This window comes from Mycobacterium venezuelense (genome assembly GCF_054919535.1).
In genome coordinates, this window is record NZ_JBONDW010000014.1 from 50575 (window position 1) to 69248 (window position 18674).

The 18674-nt window shown below is 67.3% G+C and carries 19 protein-coding genes; 7 read left to right on the top strand and 12 right to left on the bottom strand.

The window, feature by feature from the left end:
- Positions 1–121 precede the first annotated feature (121 nt).
- The 6 genes from ACRCUN_RS22075 to ACRCUN_RS22100 are packed head-to-tail and all read left to right on the top strand — an operon-like array spanning position 122 to position 6423.
- Positions 122–1699: an ABC transporter substrate-binding protein gene (locus tag ACRCUN_RS22075; protein ID WP_462143761.1), complete on the top strand. Its 1578-nt coding sequence runs from the start codon at positions 122–124 to the stop codon at positions 1697–1699.
- Positions 1696–2871 (top strand): sialidase family protein, encoded by a 1176-nt coding sequence (locus ACRCUN_RS22080; protein ID WP_462143762.1) that lies wholly within the window; start codon positions 1696–1698, stop codon positions 2869–2871. Before ACRCUN_RS22075 ends, ACRCUN_RS22080 begins: the two co-directional genes overlap by 4 nt.
- Positions 2868–3554 carry an SDR family NAD(P)-dependent oxidoreductase gene (locus ACRCUN_RS22085; RefSeq protein WP_462143763.1) on the top strand — a complete coding sequence of 229 codons (687 nt, stop codon included), beginning with the start codon at positions 2868–2870 and terminating at the stop codon, positions 3552–3554. Before ACRCUN_RS22080 ends, ACRCUN_RS22085 begins: the two co-directional genes overlap by 4 nt.
- Positions 3551–4633: a four-carbon acid sugar kinase family protein gene (locus tag ACRCUN_RS22090; RefSeq protein ID WP_462143764.1), complete on the top strand. Its 1083-nt coding sequence runs from the start codon at positions 3551–3553 to the stop codon at positions 4631–4633. Before ACRCUN_RS22085 ends, ACRCUN_RS22090 begins: the two co-directional genes overlap by 4 nt.
- Positions 4630–5643, top strand: coding sequence for a 4-hydroxythreonine-4-phosphate dehydrogenase PdxA (gene pdxA / locus ACRCUN_RS22095; protein ID WP_462143765.1), 1014 nt, complete (start codon positions 4630–4632; stop codon positions 5641–5643). Before ACRCUN_RS22090 ends, pdxA begins: the two co-directional genes overlap by 4 nt.
- Positions 5644–5655: 12 nt before the next feature.
- The gene (locus tag ACRCUN_RS22100; RefSeq protein WP_462143766.1) at positions 5656–6423 is read left to right on the top strand and encodes a DeoR/GlpR family DNA-binding transcription regulator; all 768 of its coding nucleotides are present in this window, start codon (positions 5656–5658) and stop codon (positions 6421–6423) included.
- Between the two features lie 4 nt (positions 6424–6427).
- Here the strand turns inward: ACRCUN_RS22100 and ACRCUN_RS22105 are convergent, their stop codons facing one another.
- Together ACRCUN_RS22105 and ACRCUN_RS22110 are read right to left on the bottom strand one after the other, a co-directional pair.
- Positions 6428–7138 (bottom strand): type 1 glutamine amidotransferase, encoded by a 711-nt coding sequence (locus tag ACRCUN_RS22105; RefSeq protein ID WP_462143767.1) that lies wholly within the window; start codon positions 7136–7138, stop codon positions 6428–6430.
- Positions 7135–8364 carry a MurT ligase domain-containing protein gene (locus tag ACRCUN_RS22110; RefSeq protein WP_462143768.1) on the bottom strand — a complete coding sequence of 410 codons (1230 nt, stop codon included), beginning with the start codon at positions 8362–8364 and terminating at the stop codon, positions 7135–7137. The genes ACRCUN_RS22105 and ACRCUN_RS22110 overlap by 4 nt, the downstream gene beginning before the upstream one ends.
- Positions 8365–8437: 73 nt before the next feature.
- Between ACRCUN_RS22110 and ACRCUN_RS22115 the strand changes: the two genes are divergently transcribed.
- Complete coding sequence (locus ACRCUN_RS22115; RefSeq protein ID WP_462143769.1) at positions 8438–9427, top strand: DEDDh family exonuclease; 990 nt, start codon at positions 8438–8440, stop codon at positions 9425–9427.
- A 9-nt stretch (positions 9428–9436) separates the two neighbouring features.
- Here the strand turns inward: ACRCUN_RS22115 and ACRCUN_RS22120 are convergent, their stop codons facing one another.
- The 10 genes from ACRCUN_RS22120 to ACRCUN_RS22165 form a co-directional block, all read right to left on the bottom strand.
- Positions 9437–9823: a PLDc N-terminal domain-containing protein gene (locus ACRCUN_RS22120; protein WP_067851742.1), complete on the bottom strand. Its 387-nt coding sequence runs from the start codon at positions 9821–9823 to the stop codon at positions 9437–9439.
- A 49-nt stretch (positions 9824–9872) separates the two neighbouring features.
- Entirely contained in the window at positions 9873–11681 is a 1809-nt protein-coding gene (gene leuA / locus ACRCUN_RS22125; RefSeq protein ID WP_462143770.1) for a 2-isopropylmalate synthase, read from the bottom strand.
- 212 nt (positions 11682–11893) lie between these two features.
- Entirely contained in the window at positions 11894–12235 is a 342-nt protein-coding gene (locus ACRCUN_RS22130; RefSeq protein WP_462143771.1) for a thiocyanate hydrolase, read from the bottom strand.
- 3 nt (positions 12236–12238) lie between these two features.
- The gene (gene scnC, locus ACRCUN_RS22135; RefSeq protein ID WP_462143772.1) at positions 12239–12949 is read right to left on the bottom strand and encodes a thiocyanate hydrolase subunit gamma; all 711 of its coding nucleotides are present in this window, start codon (positions 12947–12949) and stop codon (positions 12239–12241) included.
- Positions 12946–13782: a nitrile hydratase subunit beta gene (locus ACRCUN_RS22140; protein WP_462143773.1), complete on the bottom strand. Its 837-nt coding sequence runs from the start codon at positions 13780–13782 to the stop codon at positions 12946–12948. Before ACRCUN_RS22140 ends, scnC begins: the two co-directional genes overlap by 4 nt.
- A 104-nt stretch (positions 13783–13886) precedes the next feature.
- A complete protein-coding gene (locus ACRCUN_RS22145; RefSeq protein WP_067851752.1) occupies positions 13887–14534 on the bottom strand; it encodes a type II toxin-antitoxin system RelB family anti-toxin in 648 nt (215 codons plus the stop codon).
- Positions 14535–14555: 21 nt separating this feature from the next.
- Positions 14556–15749 (bottom strand): NAD(P)/FAD-dependent oxidoreductase, encoded by a 1194-nt coding sequence (locus ACRCUN_RS22150; protein ID WP_462143774.1) that lies wholly within the window; start codon positions 15747–15749, stop codon positions 14556–14558.
- The gene (locus ACRCUN_RS22155; protein WP_462143775.1) at positions 15746–17113 is read right to left on the bottom strand and encodes an FMN-binding glutamate synthase family protein; all 1368 of its coding nucleotides are present in this window, start codon (positions 17111–17113) and stop codon (positions 15746–15748) included. Before ACRCUN_RS22155 ends, ACRCUN_RS22150 begins: the two co-directional genes overlap by 4 nt.
- Positions 17113–17808 carry a GltB/FmdC/FwdC-like GXGXG domain-containing protein gene (locus tag ACRCUN_RS22160; protein ID WP_462143776.1) on the bottom strand — a complete coding sequence of 232 codons (696 nt, stop codon included), beginning with the start codon at positions 17806–17808 and terminating at the stop codon, positions 17113–17115. Before ACRCUN_RS22160 ends, ACRCUN_RS22155 begins: the two co-directional genes overlap by 1 nt.
- Positions 17796–18665: a class II glutamine amidotransferase domain-containing protein gene (locus ACRCUN_RS22165; RefSeq protein WP_462143777.1), complete on the bottom strand. Its 870-nt coding sequence runs from the start codon at positions 18663–18665 to the stop codon at positions 17796–17798. The genes ACRCUN_RS22160 and ACRCUN_RS22165 overlap by 13 nt, the downstream gene beginning before the upstream one ends.
- Between the last annotated feature and the right edge of the window lie 9 nt (positions 18666–18674).

Consider the following 18674-nt stretch of genomic DNA (forward strand, 5'->3'; position numbering starts at 1 on the left):
CAATGGCACGGTTGCGTATTGTGCGCAAGTACTTGTTGAGACTTGCGCGCTATGCGCAACGCGGCTAAAGTCGAGTGTGTCAACGATCACACCGACCCTGTTTGCAGCCTGGAGGCCGACGGTGACCAAATCCCTTTTGGATCAGCAGTTCTCGCGCCGCACGCTGCTTCGGTCCAGTCTGTTGGCCGGTGCCGGGTTGGCATTCGGCGGGTCGCTGGCAAGCTGCGCAACCCCGACCGGCACCCCGGGACCAACCACGATGAGCCTGGGCCTCAACCGGTCGCTGGTGAGCCTCGACAACAAGCTCAACCAGTTCGACGCCGCACTGACCGTGCAACGCGGGGTTCGGCAGGCGCTCACCGCGATCGACCGCGACCTGCGCCCGCAACTCGTCCTGGCGGACCAGTTCAGGCTCACCTCGCCCACGCAGTGGTACGTCCGCCTGCGCCCCGGAGTGCGGTACTCCGATGGATCGCCGGTGCGGGTCGAGGATGTGGCGACGGCGCTCAAGATGTACAGCGAAGTCGACGGATCATTCGTGGCCGGCTTCTTCCCGGAGTTCCCCACGGTCGAGGCGATCGACGACACCAGTTTCACGCTCAACACCGTGCGACCGGTCCCGGTGCTGGACTACCTCATGTCGAACATCCTCGTCACCCCGGCCGCGGCGAACAAGCCAGAAGAGCTGCAGAGCGGGGTCGGAACGGGCCCGTACATCGTCACCGAAAGCAACCGCGGGGCCGGTACCTACACGCTGGTGCGAAACGAAAACTACTGGGGTACACCGGCGCATGTCGAGTCGGTGCGGGTGCGGTTCATCCCCGACGAGACCAGTCGTGTTGTCGCGCTGCGCAGCGGAGACATCGATGTGATCGACTCGATCACACCCGACTCGGCCGACCAGCTGGACGGCCTGTCAGGTGTGGCAATCGACCGGGTCGACGGGGTCCGTCTCAACCAGTTGTTCTTCAATTTCCGTAAACCGCAAGGGCATCCGATCGCGGATGCCCGCGTGCGCCGTGCCCTGACCTACGCGATCGACGGCAGATCGCTCATCGACGAGGTCATGCAGGGCTCGGCCACCGCATCGCGCGGGGTCATCCCGCTGACCCTCGACGGAGCCATCGAAACCGGTGAATACACCTACGACCCGCTGCGCGCCCGCGCCGAACTGGATGCGCTCGGTATCCACGATCTGGACCTCAAGATCATCTGGGAATCCGGCGAATTCGCCGCGGACACCGACATCATGGAATCTGTTGTCCAGATGCTCGGTGCCGCCGGGGTGCGGGCGAGGCTGCAGCAGTTCGAACCGGGCGGCGACATCATGCAGTGGCGGCAAGGCAAGGCCGGCGACTGGGACATCCTCGGCAACGGCTTCCCCAGCCCCACGGGCCTCGCGTTGACGATCATGCAGGGCATGTACGCCGGAACGGCGGAGAAGGAAGCGACCCGCGACAGCTACCACGGCTACGTGTTCCCCGAGATCACCGCGATCATCACCCAGGCATCCGAGGAGCCCGACCCCAAACGCCGCGCCGAACTGCTCGCCGACGCACAGCGACGGATCTGGGACACCTGCCCGATGCTGTGGTCGTTCGTGCCGAAGGCTGTACTTGCGCGTCGGACCCGCATCGAGGGTATCGCCTTGCGGCCCACCAATTCCTACGATCTGACGGCGGTGTCGCTGCACTCATGAACACGTCACTGACCACCACGAACGGCGCTGTCCGCCCGACCGAGGAACCCGGCCGCCGCCAGGCGTTGCTCCCGGCCCCGCAGGTCCAGAACCATGCGGCGAATCTCGCGGTCCTGCCCGGCGGATCGCTCGCATGCGTGTGGTTCGCGGGTACCCAGGAAGGCGTTCCGGACATCAGCGTGTGGATGTCGCGGCTCGATGGCGACACCTGGTCGTCACCGGTGCAGCTGTCCGACGATCCCACCCGGTCCGAGCAGAACCCGGTGCTGCACGTGACCGAATCCGGTGCGGTCTGGTTGATGTGGACCTCACAGCACGCAGGCAATCAGGACACCGCGCGCGTGCTGCGCCGGGTGTCGACCGACGGCGGCACGAGCTGGGGTCCGGTGCACACGCTCATACCCGAGACCGACGAGGGCGGCGTGTTTATCAGGCAACCCGTCGTCACGCTCCCGAGTGGCCGCCTGCTGTTGCCGGTCTTCCACTGCGTGAAGGTGCCGGGCCACAAATGGGTCGGCGACCACGATTACAGCGCCGTCATGATCTCCGACGACGCCGGCGAGTCCTGGCGCGAGGTCGTGGTGCCCGGCAGCACCGGGTGCGTGCACATGAATATCGGCCGGCTCTCCGACGGAACCCTTGTCGCGCTCTACCGCAGCCGCTGGGCCGACGCGATCTATCGCAGCACCTCGACCGATGACGGCGAGACGTGGACCGCACCGGTGGGCACCGAGCTGCCCAACAACAACTCCTCCATCCAGTTCGTGGTGCTGCCCGATGATCGGCTTGCCCTGGTGTTCAACGAGTCCAGCGCCGACGACGCCACCGACCGGCGCACCTCGCTGTACGACGAGATCGACGATGACGGTCTGGCCGATGCGGCACTTGCCCCCGCGCAGCCCAACGAGCACCTCGGCCGCGCGTTCTGGGGCGCACCTCGGGCACCCATGACCCTGGCGATCTCGGCTGATGCCGGCCTCACCTGGCCGGTCAGGCGCAACATCGAGATCGGCGACGGTTACTGCCTGTCCAACAACTCCCGCGACGGGCTCAACCGCGAGTTCTCGTATCCGACGATCACCGCGGCGGGCGGCCGGTTCCACATCGCGTTCACGCGCTTCCGCCAGGCCATCGAGTACGTCGAGCTCACCGACTACTGGGTCAGCGGATGACCACACCGCCGACGGCCGTGGTCACCGGTGCGAGCTCGGGCATCGGTGCGGCCACCGTCAGCAACCTGCTCGACGACGGCTGGCACGTGATCGGGGTGAGCCGCCGTGACCCTGCGTCGAGGCATGACCGATTCGACTGGCTCGCGGCCGATCTCGACGACTTCGGCCAGCTGCGTGACACTCTTGGCCCGGTTGGTCCGGTCGACGCGGTGGTACATGCCGCGGGCTTGCAGCGGTCGGCCACGCTGGGCAAGTTGAACGTCGATGACGGGCTGGCGATGTGGCGCGTGCACGTGGCGGCGGCAGAGGTGCTCGTCGACACGCTGGCCGATCGCATACGCGATGGTGGCCGTGTGGTCCTGGTCGGAAGTCGCACCATGACCGGCAATGCCGGTAAAAGCCAGTACGCCGCAACCAAATCCGCGCTCGTCGGCATGGCCCGGTCCTGGGCGGCCGAGCTCGTCGGCAGGCAGATCACCGTCAATGTCGTCGCACCCGGGCCGACCGACACCCCGATGCTCAGCGACCCGGCCCGCCGCAACACACCGCCGAAGCTTCCGCCCATGGGGCGTTTCGTGCGGCCCGACGAGGTCGCCGGACTGATCGGATTCCTGCTCGGCCCGTACGGCGCGAGCATCACCGGGCAGACGATCGTGCAATGCGCTGGAGTGTCACTGCCATGACACCCATTCGTGTGCTCGCCGACGATCTCTCGGGTGCCGCCGAGGTGGCCGGAGGTTTCCTCGGCCGCGAAACAGACCTGGTGTTGCGCCTGGGCGACGGTCCGAATGCGGCCGGTGTGACGGTCGTCGACCTGAACACCCGCACCATGACCGAATCCGACGCCATGCGCACGGTCGGCGAAGCGCTCGACGGTGTCCCGGCAGGCACCCGCGTCGTCAAGAAGATCGACTCGTTGTTGCGCGGGCACATTCGCGCCGAGGTCGTGGTGCTCGCCGAACGTGGACCGGTGACGGTCGCCGTCGCCCTGCCTGCCTTGCAGCGTCGCACCGCCGGGGGTGTGCTGTATCTCGGCGATACGCCGTTGCACGAAACCGACGCCTGGCACGCCGAACTCGGCAGGCCACCGCGCACCGTCGCCGAACTGTTCGACGGCCTGGCCGGCATCACGATCTGCGACGCCGCCACCGATGCGGACCTCGATGGGATCGTCGAAGCCAGTGGTCCGGGAGTCCAGCTCGTCGGAACCGCGGCGCTGACGGCCGCCGTCGCGCGTACCCTGCCGGTCGCCCCGATGCCGAGCATCCCGCGACGGTCCGCGCGTGCGGTGCTGACCGTGGTGGGTACCGCTGCCCCCGTCGCGCAGAACCAGATCGGCGCGCTCGACCCCGACGGGCATGCGACCGTGGTGATCGACTCCCGCGCGCTACTGCACGACAAGGCCGACCCCGAACCGGTACACCGGGCGCTGGAGCGCGGCGCGGCCGTGGTCACGGTCGGCGGGGCGGTGGAACCGGTTGAGGCGTCAGGCGTTTCGCGTGCGCTCGCTGCGTTCGTCGCGACCGTGCAGGCCCATACGCTGCCCGATCTGGTGCTCACGGGCGGTGAAACGGCCAGGGCCGTCGTCGACGCGATCGGCATCACCGCCCTGCGTCCAGTGCATCAAATCCACCACGGCGCTGTGGTTTCCGTGGCCCCCGATGGCCGGCGCGTCGTCACGCGCCCCGGCAGCTTCGGTGACACCGACAGTCTGGCCGCCATCGTCCGCTACCTCACCCAACGAAATGAGGAAGACTCATGACATCGCCCCAACTCCCCGTCATCGCCGTCACCATGGGTGACGGTGCCGGCGTCGGCCCGGAAGTGGTGGTGCCGGCACTGCTCGACGACGACGTGCTGACCCGCTGCAACCCCGTGGTGATCGGCGACGCCAAGCGGTTACGCCAGGCCGCCGACATCCTCGGAATCGACGCGCGAATCAACACCGTCGCTTCGCCAGGAGAGGCGGTCCCGCAACCCGGCGTCATCAACGTCATCGACCTCGACCTGCTGCCCGCCGACCTCGAATGGGGCACGCTGTCAGCGGTCGCGGGTAACGCCGCGTACGAATACATCAGGGTGGCAGCCGAACTCGCGGTTCGCGGCGAGGTGCAGGCGATCTGCACCGCGCCGCTGAACAAGGAGGCGCTGCACGCGGCCGGGCACATCTACCCGGGACACACCGAGCTGCTCGCACATCTGACCGGAACCGACGAAGTGTCGATGATGCTGTCCACCCCGAAACTGAAGGTCATCCACGTCACCACCCACATCGGGCTCATCGACGCGGTAGCCAGGATCGAGCCGGGTCTGGTGGAGCGCACCATCCGCCGCGGTCATGACGCGCTTGTGCGATCGGGCTTGGCGCACCCCAAGATCGGGGTGTGCGGCATCAATCCGCACGCCGGTGAGAACGGCCTGTTCGGCTACGGCGAGGAGGAGCAGAAGATCATCCCGGCCGTCGACAAACTCAAGGCCGAGGGTGTCGACGTGCACGGCCCACTGCCCGCCGACACCGCGTTCTTCCTGGCCGGGCGCGGCGATTACGACCTGATCGTGGCGATGTACCACGATCAGGGGCACGGCCCGGTGAAAGTACTGGGCATCGAGGCAGGCGTGAACATCACCGTCGGATTGCCGGTGATCCGCACCTCGGTGGACCACGGCACGGCGTTCGACATCGCCGGCAAAGGAATCGCCGAGCACGGCAGTATGATCGAGGCGCTCCGCCAGGCTACGGAGCTGGCAACCAGCACAGCGACTGTGAGGTAACCGGGTAAACACATGGCCATCCGTGAGTCGCAGGCCCGCCGTTCCGAGATAGTGCGGCTTGCCAGGTCAATCGGGTTGGCCAGTGTGGAGGAGCTCTCGGCACAGTTCGGCGTCACGGCGTCCACCATTCGTCGCGACCTGAGCCAGCTCACCGCGCAGGGCTTGATCGCGCGTACCTACGGCGGGGCCATTCCGCTGGACCAGCAACCGGAATCCTCGCTGCGCCAACGGGCTTTGGAGGGCTTCGACGCCAAGCGCGCGATCGCGCGGTGGGCCGCCGACCAGGTGCAGTCCGCCGAGACGATCCTGCTCGATGCCGGTACCACCGTGGGCGCGATGGGACCCTTCCTGACCGACCGGCGCGACCTCGTCGTGGTGGCGGCCGGGCTGACCGTGCTGGAAGCGCTGGCCGACGCCGACGACGTCCGGGTCGAGTGCATCGGCGGGACCTTGCGGCATCTGAGCCAGGGCTTCATCGGCCCGCTCGCCGAAGCGACGCTGCAGCGCCTGACGTTCGATCGTGCCTTCCTCGGCGCCGACGCCGTCACCGCCGACCTCGGAATCTGCGAAGCCGAACTCGTGCAGACCCGGCTCAAAGAGATCATGATCGAGCGGGCCGGTCAGGTGTACGTGCTCGCGCATGCCGAGAAACTCGGTCAGCGCCCGTTCCATGCCTGGGCGCCCATTCCGCCAGGGGCCACGCTCGTGACGGACTCGACCGCGGGCGATGAGCAGGTGCGCCCGTTCGAAGACGCGGGCGTCACGGTTGTGCGGGTTTAGGGTCCTAGACCCGGCGCGGCGCCGCCAACCGTTCGCGGCGCAGCTGGTTCACCTCGGGCAGCTCGAGTGGCGGAAGCTCGCCCACGACCCGCGACAGCAGATGGTCGGCGAGCTCGGGATTGCGGGCCAGGCACGGGCCGTGGAGATAGGTGGCGACGACGCTGCCCTGCACTGCGCCGTCATACCCGTCGCCCGCGCGGTTGCCCGCGCCTTTGGTGACGGCGGCCAGCGGTCGCGCGTCGGGCCCGAGAACCGTTCCGCCACGGTGGTTTTCGAACCCGGTGAGCGGTTGGGTGAGCCCGTCGAGCAGCGGCTTGGATGCGACCTCGCCGATGGTGCGGGCCTCTTGTGGCGAGGTGGTGACGTCGAGCAGCCCCACGCCGTCGACACGCTCACCCGCCGAGGTCTCATACCAATGACCGAGCACCTGGATCGCCGCACAGATCGCCAGCACGGGCGCACCGCGCTCGGCCGCGCGCTGCAAACCGGGGTAGCGGATCAGGTGTTTGGTGGCCAGCCGCTGGGCGTAATCCTCGGCGCCGCCGAGGGTGTAGAGGTCGAGCGAGTCCGGCACCGGCTCGGACAGCGTGATCTCGACGATCTCGGCGTCGATGCCGCGCAGCCGCAACCGCTGTCGCAACACGACCGCGTTGCCGCCGTCGCCGTACGTGCCCATCACGTCGGGCAGCACCAAGCCAATTCGAACTGGGGTCACGAGATCCGCCGATTCAGTTGCAGGAACGCCGTGTAGTTGGCGATCACCTCGACGTGGCCGGGCGGGCACGAGTCGATCGCGGCGATGGTGTCGTGCACGAGGGAATGCTCGACGCCCGCGTACCCGAGCCGCACCGCCAGATCGGTGCCACGCTCACCGGCGGCCACCACTTGAGTGTCGTCGAAGTGCTCGAACCGGACGTCCCACAGCCACGACAGGTCCTCGCCGTCGGGCACCTGACCGTTGACCGCGATGACCACCCCGGCGCCGTGCTTGTCGACCATCGACAGCGCTTCCTGCCAGCCAGCAGGATTCTTGGCCAGCAGGATGCGTGCGGTATGCGAGCCGACCTGGACGGTGCGGTAGCGGCCGGCAACCTCGTCGACCCGCGACACCGCGGCCACCGCTTTGGCCGGATCCGCGCCGAGTGCGACGGCCGCCGCGACGGCCTGCGTCGCGTTGCCGCGGTTGACGGTGCCGGGCAGCGCCAGCGTCATCGGGAGCACCAGGCCGTCGGGGCCGTGGATGTGGGTGTCGTCGAACCACCAGTGCGGGCTGGGGCGCTTGAAGTCGCTACCGGTCGAGTACCAGCCCCGGCTTTCCCCGCCCTCACGCACGATGATCTCGCCACTGCGCGGGCAACTCACCGAGTCGTTCGCCCAGCCGCCGCCTGCCGCCACCCAGACCACGTTGGGGCTGTCGTAGGCCGCCGAGGTCATCAGGACGTCATCGCAGTTGGCCACGATCACAGCGTCGGAGTGCCGCGCGAGCCCCGCCCGCAGGGTGCGCTCGATGTGGTTGATCTCACCGACCCGGTCCAGCTGATCCCGTGACAGGTTCAACAGCACGATCACGCTCGGATCGACCGCATCGGACACGTGCGGGACGTGCATCTCGTCGACTTCCAGGGCAGCCAGCCGGGCGTCACGTGCGCCGGCCAGCGCCGCGACCAGCCCGGCGTCCATGTTCGCGCCCTCGGAATTGCTCGCCACCGGGCCCAGCGTGGCCAGCGCCGCAGCCGTCATCCTGGTGGTCGTGGACTTGCCGTTTGTCCCGGTCACGACCACTGTGCGACGGTCTCGGCCCAATTGACGCAGGATCGAGCGATCCAACGTCATCGCGACCAGACCGCCGATCATCGCGCCGGCGCCGCGGCCGGTGACCCGCGACGCCCAGCGTGCGGTTGCTCCGGCTGCCAGTGCGGCGCGCCCTCGGACGGTCAGCATTCCCGGGATTTTAGGGGCCCGACACGCGGTGCTGCGATCCAAGGTTGTCGGAGGACCGTGCCATCCTCGGGTTATGAGCCACCCATGGGGCCGACCGGCAGGCGTTGCAGGCGCCGGGTGGGCCGTCGTCGACGTGGAAACCACGGGCTTTCGGCCTGGCCAGGCTCGCATCGTGAGCATCGCGGCGCTCGCCGTGGCCGATGACGGCAATGTCGAGCGCAGCGTCGCGTCCCTCCTCAACCCCGGAGTCGACCCCGGCCCCACCCACGTGCACGGGCTCACCTCCGAGATGCTGGAGGGCCAGCCGAGTTTCGGCGACGTCGTGGGCGACGTGATCGACGTGCTGCGCGGCCGCACCCTCGTGGCTCACAACGTCGGATTCGACTACAGCTTCCTCGCCGCCGAAGCGGAACTCGTCGGCGCCGAACTGCCGATCGACAGCGTGATGTGCACGGTGGAGCTCGCGCGCCGCCTCGAGCTCGGCACCGAGAACCTGCGGCTCGAGACGCTGGCCGCGCACTGGGGCGTCAGCCAGATGAAGCCGCACGACGCACTCGACGACGCCCAGGTACTCGCCCAGATCCTCAAGCCCACCCTCGCGCGGGCCCGGGAACGCAAAGTGTGGCTGCCCCTGCGTCAGGTCAGCCGTCGCCGGTGGCCCAACGGACTGATCACACACGAGGAATTGCGGCCGCTGAAGGTTCTCGCCTCACGGCTGCCGTGCCCGTATGTGAACCCTGGCGCGTACGTGCCGGGGCGGCCTCTCGTACAGGGCATGCGGGTGGCGCTGTCGGCCGAGGTGGCACGCACGCACGAGGAACTCATCGAGCGCATCCTGCATGCCGGCCTGGCCTACAGCGATCTGGTGGACCAGCAGACGTCGCTGGTGATCTGCAACGAGCCCACGCCCGAGCAGGGCAAGGGCTATCAGGCCGGTGAGCTGGGTGTCCCGCTGGTCACCGACGAGGACTTCATGGGCCTGCTCGGCCGTGTGCTCGGCGGTGCCGACGTCGAGGAATTCACCGACACCACCGTCGACGGTGATCAGTACACGTTGTTCTGAAAGCGAAACCTAGCGCAGCGCCTTGGTTTTCAACGCCTCGAACTCGTCGGCGGTGATGGTGCCCGCCTCAAGGAGTGCTTTCGCATCGGCGATCTCCTGAGCCGGTGACCGGCCCGCCGCCTCGCGGATGTAGGCGTCGGTGTCACGCTTCGCCGCCAGCGCTGCGTCGCGGGCCCGCTCAGCCATGCCCTTGCCACGCGCGATGAGGTACACCAGCGCGGTCAGCCATGGGAACAGGATCAGGAAGACGACCCAGACCGCCTTGACCCAGCCGGAGGTCTTGTGATCCCGCCAGAACAGGTCGCCGAGGATCTGGAACAGCACAAGCAGGTATGCGATCCAGGCGAAGATGATCAGGAAGTGCCAGAGAAAATCCCAGGTTGGGCCCCAGTCCATGGGTCACTCCTTGAGTTGACGGTCGCGCAGCAACCTGCGCGATCGTCAGTTAACCACGCGCCGCCCGGTTCACGGCAGACACGACGGCACGAAGTGATGCAGTCGTGATCGACGTCGCGATGCCGACGCCCCACACGGTCTGCCCGCCGATGGATGCCTCGACGTAGGCCGCGGCCTGCGCCTCCTCGCCCGACGACATGGCGTGCTCGGAGTAGTCCAGGACATTGACGTCGAAGCCCACCGCGCCGAGCGCGTCGACGAACGCGGCGAGCGGGCCGTTGCCGGCGCCGACGATCTCGCGCTCTTCGCCGTTGATCTTCACGATCGCCGTGATGGTGTCGGTCCCGCCGTCGACCTCGGCGGCGACGACCTTCTGCCGCATCCGCTCGAGCGGCGTGATGGGAGCCAGGTACTCCTCACTGAACGCGTCCCACATCTCCTTCGGGGAGACCTCGCCGCCCTCGCCGTCGGTGATGTGCTGGATCACCTGGCTGAACTCGATCTGCAGCCGCCGCGGCAGCACCAGGCCGTGGTCGGCCTTCATGATGTAGGCCACGCCGCCCTTGCCGGACTGCGAGTTCACCCGGATCACGGCTTCGTAGGTGCGGCCGACGTCCTTGGGGTCGATCGGCAGATACGGGACCTGCCAGAGGATGTCGTCAACGTCTGAGTCCTGCTCGTCGGCCGATACCTTCATGGCGTCCAGGCCCTTGTTGATGGCGTCCTGATGGCTGCCGGAGAACGCGGTGTAGACCAGATCGCCGCCGTACGGGTGACGTTCGTGCACCGGCAACTGGTTGCAGTACTCGACGGTGCGGCGGATCTCGTCGATGTTGGAGAAGTCGATCTGCGGGTCAACGCCACGGCTGAACAGGTTCAGGCCCAGGGTGACCAGGCAGACGTTTCCGGTGCGCTCACCGTTGCCGAACAGGCAGCCCTCGATCCGGTCGGCGCCGGCTGCATAACCCAATTCCGCTGCGGCAACGGCAGTTCCACGGTCGTTGTGCGGGTGCAGGCTCAGGATGATGGAGTCGCGGCGGGCCAGGTTGCGGCTCATCCACTCGATCGAATCGGCGTAGACGTTCGGGGTGGCCATCTCGACGGTCGCAGGCAGGTTGACGATCAGCGGCGCATCGGGGGTGGGCGCGATGATGTCACTGACGGCGTTGCACACCTCGACGGCGTACTCCAGTTCGGTGCCCGTGTAGGACTCGGGGGAGTACTCGAAGCGCCAGTTGGTGCCGGGGTACTTCTTGGCTTCCTCGACGCACATGCGGGCGCCGTCGGTCGCGATCTTCTTGACGGCCTCGCGGTCGGCGCGGAACACCACGCGACGCTGCAGGATCGACGTCGAGTTGTAGAAGTGCACGATGGCGCGCGGCGCGCCCTGGCAGGCTTCGAAGGTGCGCTCGATCAACTCGGGCCGGCACTGGGTCAGCACCTGGATCGTCACATCGTCGGGGATCGCGCCCTGCTCGATGATCTCGCGGACGAAGTCGTAGTCGGTTTGGGATGCCGACGGGAAACCGACCTCGATCTCCTTGTAGCCCATCCGCACCAGCAGGTCGAACATGCGGCGCTTGCGAGCCGGGCTCATCGGGTCGATCAGGGCCTGGTTGCCGTCCCGCAGGTCGACCGCACACCACATCGGTGCGGTGTCGATGACCTTGTCGGGCCACGTCCGGTCCGGCAGTCTGATCGCTTCGACTTCTTCGTCGAAGCTGCGGTACCGGCTCACCGGCATCGAGGACCCGCGCTGGGTGTTCCAGGACGGCTGGGTGGGGTGCGGTGCGCCGGCGGGCGTGTTGATGGTGCGTACCGAATTGAATGCGTCGGAAGAGATGTCGGGGGTGGTCATGATATTTGCTCCGGAGTCTTGGGCGTCAACCCTGTGGATTCAGACCGGCGCATCGCGAAAACCCGCGACGGGAGGCCAGTCTGGATCAGACCCCGTCGCGGCGTCCGAGAAGGAGCACCCGCTGCACAGTCAACATCGAGGGCCACTGTACTCCGCATCCCTTGCGTGCCCAAAAATGGGTACGCAAGTGGCCCATGTGACAACTGGGCTCGTCAGGCTTCGAGCCGGGCCCTGACCACGTCGAGTCGCCGCTGCAGTTCCGCCTCGTCGATGACGCCGCGTACCAGCAGCGAATGCGCCAACGACATGAGCTGATTCTCCGGATAGGGCAGATCGGCATAGACCGTCGCCGACAGCGCATCCTCCTCGTCGCGCCGCTCTTTGAACGTCAGCACCTGCTCGCCGCAGGCCGAGTGGTCGAGGGCATCACACAAGCCGTCCAGGCTCGACTTCCACGGCGGCACCGGATTCTCGACGCCGTACTTGGCGGCCATGCGGGGCCACACCTGATTGCGCTCGGCGATGTGCTTGAGCGTCGCGATCTCGTCGCCCATCGGTCACCCCGCCGGATGGATCGCGGCCCGGGTGTCCACGATGACGTTGGTCGTGACACCGGGTTTGGGCAGCGCGACGCCTATGAGGCAGTCCCGCGTGACGATCTCGGCGAGCTGATCCTCGCTCCAGCCTTCGGTGCCGTCCGGGCGCACGGGCATCACCATGAATCGGTGTTTCTGGTTCGAGTCCTCGACCCGGACCGCGACGTCGTCGGACAGATACAGCCCGAACTCGGCGAGCACCTGCCGCGGCCAGCGCACCAGGCGCCTGCGGTAGTTCGGGGTGCGGTACCACTCCGGTGAATTGCCCAGGATCGGCCGCGGGTAGCACGAGCACAGCGCGCACACGATGACGTGGTGCAGCGTCGGGGTGTCCTCGAGGATCTTGAACGCGACGAAGTCGCTCGGTGTGCCGAAGCCCGTCGGCTCCAGCCAGTCGACCCCGACCTCCTTGCTGGCCGCGAGCGCGTCGGTGACCGCGAGCTGTTTGAAATCCGGGTCCAGCCACGCCCGGGCGACCAGGCGCGCGGCAGGCGTCGGCCCGATCTGCTCGGCGAACTCGGTGAAGTGGCGGTGCTCCTCGGCCGTGAAGATGCCCTTTTCGATGCAGAGCTCGCGCAGCGCGATCTCGAGCACCTCGAAGTCGGTGATCTCGTCGACCATCGGCTTGACCGTGCGGTCGTGATTGTGATCGTGGTCGTGATGATCGCTCATGCGTTCTCCAGCCAGCGCTCGGGAATCTCGGTCTGCAGGGTGTCGGATGTCGTTCCGGTGTAGCCGTGCCACAGCTCGGACTGGTTGAACCGCACGATGTAGAACCACTCCGGCGGCGCGTCGGCGCGGTCCCACGTCTCGTCCTCGGCGGCCGGGCTCTCGTAGGTGACTTCGGCGATCTCGCCGCGAGCGCCGCGCACATATTCGGGGGTGCGGGTGTAGAGCAGCACCGGAAGCTCGCGCACCACGACCGCGTCACCGACCTTGAACTTGGGTGGCCCGGCCTGCCCGGCGTAGACCTGTGGGTCGCCGATTCCGACGGCGCGGATGTGGTGCTCGTTGCGCTTGACGTCGGAGCCGTCGCCCTCCGACTTCGGCTGTGCCTCGAGCTTGCGGCCGTTGAGGCCGTCTTCGTAGCGGCCTTTCACCTCGGCCATCCGCGACGTGAGCTCGCCGAGGCTGATGTGGTGTTTCTCCACCAGGACGCGCGCGACGGCCCACAGCCAGCGACCGTAGTACGGGAACCCCTGGTAGATAGCCCGCCCGACATCGACGTTGCCGATCCGGCGGCGCTCCTCGGACAGCCAGATTCCCCGCCACCCGAGCACCTCGCACATCACATAGGTCATGTGCTCCCAGTACTCGTAGTCCTTGTTCTCGTACTTCATCGGAGCGTCCGGCTCGCCGCCCACGTCGTGGACGGTCTTCATGTAGGCCAGGAAGCGCTCGTGGTCGAGCAGGTCCGGTGTTGGGGCGTCCGGGATTTCGGGATAGGCCGACTTCAATCGGCCGACAAGATCGAGGTGTGCTGCGCGTTCGGCGGCTGTGCTCATCGGCTGTCCCCTTTGTCGGGTGTGACTTTAGCGACGTTGCCACCGGCGCGTGGCGGAAATCGATCTTGACGCGCGCGAAAATTGCGGCCCGGTAAGCCTTCTCGTCAGACCTGTGAATCGGGGAACGCGATCACCGACAGGAAGCGGATCGGTAGCTCGACCAAGTCGACCGGCCCGTGTGCGCCTTCGCCGTCGATTTGCAGAGAGTCGCCCGGCTGCAGCCGGTACACCGAACGGCTGTGGCTGTAGTCCATGACGCCTTCGAGCATGTAGATGAACTCGGTGCCCGGGTGCTGGAACAGCGGGTAGGTCTGGCTCTTCTCGGTGAGGGTGACGTGCAGGCATTCCAGCCGCTTGTGCTCGCCGCGCAGCGAGCTGAGCAGCTGGTACTCGTGGCCCTGTTTGGTGCCGTTGCGCACGATCTCCGGGCCGGTGCCGGCTTTCACGAATGCCGCGGGACGCTCGACGTCGGCGCCGCGGAACAAGCTCGTGACCGGTACATCGAGACCCTTGGCGAGCAGCGCGAGGGTCGACAGGCTGCAGGAGGTCTGCGCGTTCTCGATCTTGCTCATCATCGCCTTGGAGATGCCGACGCGCGCGGCCATCTCGGCGACCGTGAGCCCATGCTGCTGACGGAGCTGGCGGACGTTGCGCCCGATCGCGGCCTCGAACTCGAGCTCCTCGACCGGTTCGTGCGGATCGCGGTCGCGAGCCGTTCCCGACTTGTTACGGAGTAGCGGAACGTCGCTCATGCGATCTGTGCCCCCTTGTCCTCAGCGCATCTCTCCCGCTCCGACGTATGGATACGGGCTCTTCAGCAAATTGTCCTCGGCGAACCTGCTCAACCGGAAATCGGTCTCCGGAATCCGCGGGTCGGCGCTGCGACCGTCGATCACCAGATCGGCAACGAGCCTGCCGACCGCGGGCGCGATTTTGAACCCGTGCCCGCTGAAGCCCGCCGCGACGATGAGACCCTCGATGCCGGTCGCCGAGATGACCGGATTCCAGTCCGGGGTGACGTCGTAGCAGCCCGCGTAGCTGCCGGTGATGGAGGCGTTCGGCAGACCGGGGAAGCGGTTGCCGACCTTCTCGACGGTGAGGTCGACGAAGCCGTCGGTGGCCCGATTGAGGTAGTCGTCCGGATCGGCCTCCTCACAGTGCGCGAGATCGCTGTTGCCGAAGAGGATTTCTCCACCCAGTTCCGGGCGCACGTACTGCAGCGACACCAGATCGGAGAACACGGGAACCTTGCCGATATCCAGACCGGGGGAGATGGTGACGATCTGTTCGCGCACGACCCGGATCGGGACGTCGATGCCGTAGGGCAACAGGAACGGGCGGGTCCACGCCCCGGTGGCGACGACGACGGTGCCCGCCGAGATCGCCGTGCCGTCGGCCAGCCGCACGCCGGTGACCTTGTTGCCGTCGATCAGCACGTCGGTGACGTTGCAGCCCTGCCGAATTCGCACACCGGCCGCTCTGGCCGAGATCGCGAACGCCTGCGCGGTCTGATAGGCGTCGCCGTAGCCACCGCGGGCTTCCCAGCCGAACGCCGCGAACGGGCTGAGATCGGCCCACGGCCAGAGCTTGGCGACCTCGGACTTGTCGATCTCCTCGGTCTGCACGCCGACCTCGCGTTGCGCGGCCAGGCTCCTGCGCAGGGCGTCGACGTTGGGTTCGCCGACGCCGACGACGTAACCGGTCTGGCGGAAGCCGATGTCGGTGGCCTGATCTCCCAGAAAAGCTTGAGGTTTCTCGAACACCTCAAGGCCGACCGCGGCCATCGCGGCCAATGAGCTGACCCCGTAGTGGCAGCGCACGATCCCACTCGACTTGCCGGTCATGCCAGATCCGACGGTGTTGCGTTCGGCGACGAGCACATCGGTCACGCCACGCTGACTGAGTGCCCACGCCGCCGCGGCGCCTTCCAGCCCCCCGCCGACGATGACGACGTCCGCGGTGTTCACGAGCCCGGAATCCAGTTGGTGCCGGCGAGCGGAACGCGCGCCATCGCAGCCGCCTCGATCGTGACCGCGACGAGGTCCTCGGGCTCGAGATGGCAGACGTGCGCCTTGCCGCAGGCCCGCGCGATGGTCTGCGCCTCCATCGTCAGCACCCGCAGATAGTTGGCCAGCCGCCTGCCGCCCTCGACCGGGTCGAAGCGCGCTGCCAACTCCGGGTCCTGCGTGCTGATGCCGGCGGGGTCCCGGCCATCCTGGAAGTCGTCGTAGAAACCGGCTGCACTGCCGAGTTTTTCGTACTCTGCGGCGTAGCGCGGATGGTTGTCGCCGAGCGCGATGAGCGCGGCGGTGCCGATCGCGACGGCGTCGGCGCCCAGTGCGAGCGCCTTGGCGACGTCGGCGCCCGAGCGGATCCCGCCCGACACGATCAACTGCACACCCTTAGTTCCCGTCGCTCCGCAAGCTCCGCTCGCCCCGGCTCGGTGAACTCCCAGTTCCTGCAACGCCTGCACGGCCTGCGGGACCGCCGCGAGCGTCGGGATGCCGACGTGTTCGATGAACACATCCTGGGTGGCTGCCGTTCCGCCCTGCATGCCGTCGACGACCACGACGTCGGCTCCGGCGTGCACCGCGAGCTTGACGTCGTAGTACGTGCGGGTCGCGCCGACCTTGACGTAGATGGGCTTTTCCCAGTCGGTGATCTCGCGCAGTTCATTGATCTTGATGGTGAGGTCGTCGGGTCCCGTCCAGTCCGGATGGCGGCACGCCGAACGCTGATCGATGCCCTCGGGCAGCGTGCGCATACCCGCGACGCGTGGAGAGATCTTCTGGCCCAACAGCATTCCGCCGCCGCCCGGTTTGGCGCCCTGGCCGAGCACCACCTCGATCGCGTCGGCCTTGCGCAGATCGTCGGGATTCATCCCGTAGCGCGACGGCAGATACTGGTAGACGAGGTACTTGCTCTGCCCGCGTTCCTCGGGCGTCATGCCGCCGTCGCCGGTGGTGGTCGACGTTCCGACCTCGCTGGCTCCGCGGCCCAGTGCCTCCTTGGCCGGGCCGGACAACGCGCCGAAGCTCATACCCGCGATGGTGACCGGGATATCGAGATGCAGTGGATGTTTGGCGTTGCGGTCACCGAGCACCACGTCGGTGCCGCAGCGCTCGCGGTAACCCTCGAGGGGATAGCGCGACATCGACGCCCCGAGGAACAGCAGGTCATCAAAATGTGGCAGCGGTCGCTTGGCGCCCCAGCCACGGATGTCGTAGATGCCGGTCTCGGCGGCGCGTTGGATCGCGGCGATCGTGGGGCGGTCGAAGGTGGCGGATTCGCGCAGGCCGAGCCGGGCGCGATCGTCTGTCGTGAACGTCATCAGTAGGCACTCGCATTGTCGACGTGGAAGTGGTAGAGGTTTCTGGCCGAGCCGTAGCGGGCGTAGTCCGCGGTGTCGTCGTCATAACCCGCCGCCGCCAATAGCTCCGACAGCTCGGCGTGATGTTCGGGCCGCATCGGTTTGGCGACGCAGTCCGCGCCCAGCGACGCGACATCGCCGCGCACGTAGATGCGTGCCTCATAGATCGAGTCGCCAAGGGCCTCACCGGCATTGCCGCGGACCACCAGACGGCCGGCCTGCGCCATGAACGCGCTCATGTGACCGATGTCGCCGCCCACCACGATGTCGACGCCCTTCATCGAGATGCCGCAGCGCGCCGCGGCGTCGCCCTCGATGACCAGCAGGCCGCCGTGTGCGGTCGCACCGGCCGACTGCGACGCGTTGCCCTTGACCCGCACGGTGCCGCTCATCATGTTCTCGGCAACGCCGGTGCCTGCATTGCCGTTGATGGTGATGTCGGCGAGTTGATTCATCCCGGCCGCGTAGTAGCCGACATGTCCCTCGACGGTCACGGTGACCGGCGCGTTGAGGCCGACCGCCACGTTGTGGGCACCGGCGGGATGCTCGATCACGAACTCGCCGTCGATGCCGGGCTCGTGCAGTGCGGTGTTGACCTCACGCAAAGGTGTTGTGCGCAGGTCGAATCCGGTCGCGGTGAGAGTTACCTGGTCCATGCGTAGACGACCTCCGGTTCGGGTTCCCAGATCTTGGCGGATTCGACGCCGGGCAGCCCCGAGAGGGCCCGGTACTCGCTCGCCATCGCGACCCAGTCGGCGGTCTCGGCGATCACCGCGGGCTTGCAGGCGATCGCGTCACGCACCACCGCGAACGAATCGTGGTTGGACACCAACAGCGTGTAGAAACCGTCGAATGTGACACACAGTTCCTTCAGCGCGCTTTCCACATCGCGGCCCGCCGCCAGCTGCTGTGCGACGAACCGCGCGCCCACCTCGGTGTCGTTCTCGCTGTCGAACTCGACACCGGCACGGCGGAGTTCGCGCCGGATCGTGGCGTGGTTTGCGAAGGATCCGTTGTGCACGAGGCACTGCTGCGGCCCCACCGTGTACGGATGGCAACCCGACGGCGTCACGGCCGACTCGGTGGCCATCCGGGTGTGCCCCACGCCCTGCCAGCCCTGGGCCTTGGCCAGACCCCACGCGTCGGTCAGCGTGCGGGGGTGGCCCACGCCCTTGAGCACGGCCAGATCGGCGCCGAAGCCCGCGATCAGCGCCTGCGGATATGCCGCTTTGACGCGCTCGAACAGAGCCTCGGAACCCTCGTCGGATGACAGCAGATAGGTCGAATCAACCTGCACCACGTCGACATCCGGGCCGAGATCGGGCTGCTCGGGCAGGTCGGTCACCGAGACGCATCCGCGTCCTGGTGGCGACCACACCGGGTCGCCGTAGACCGCGACGCCCGCCGAATCGGCGCCCCGGTCCGACATCTCACCCAGCATGCCGCTCAGTAGTTCACCCAACCGGGGATAGAGCTCCGGTGTGCGCAGGTGCAACCCCACGATCCCGCACATTCTTGCTGT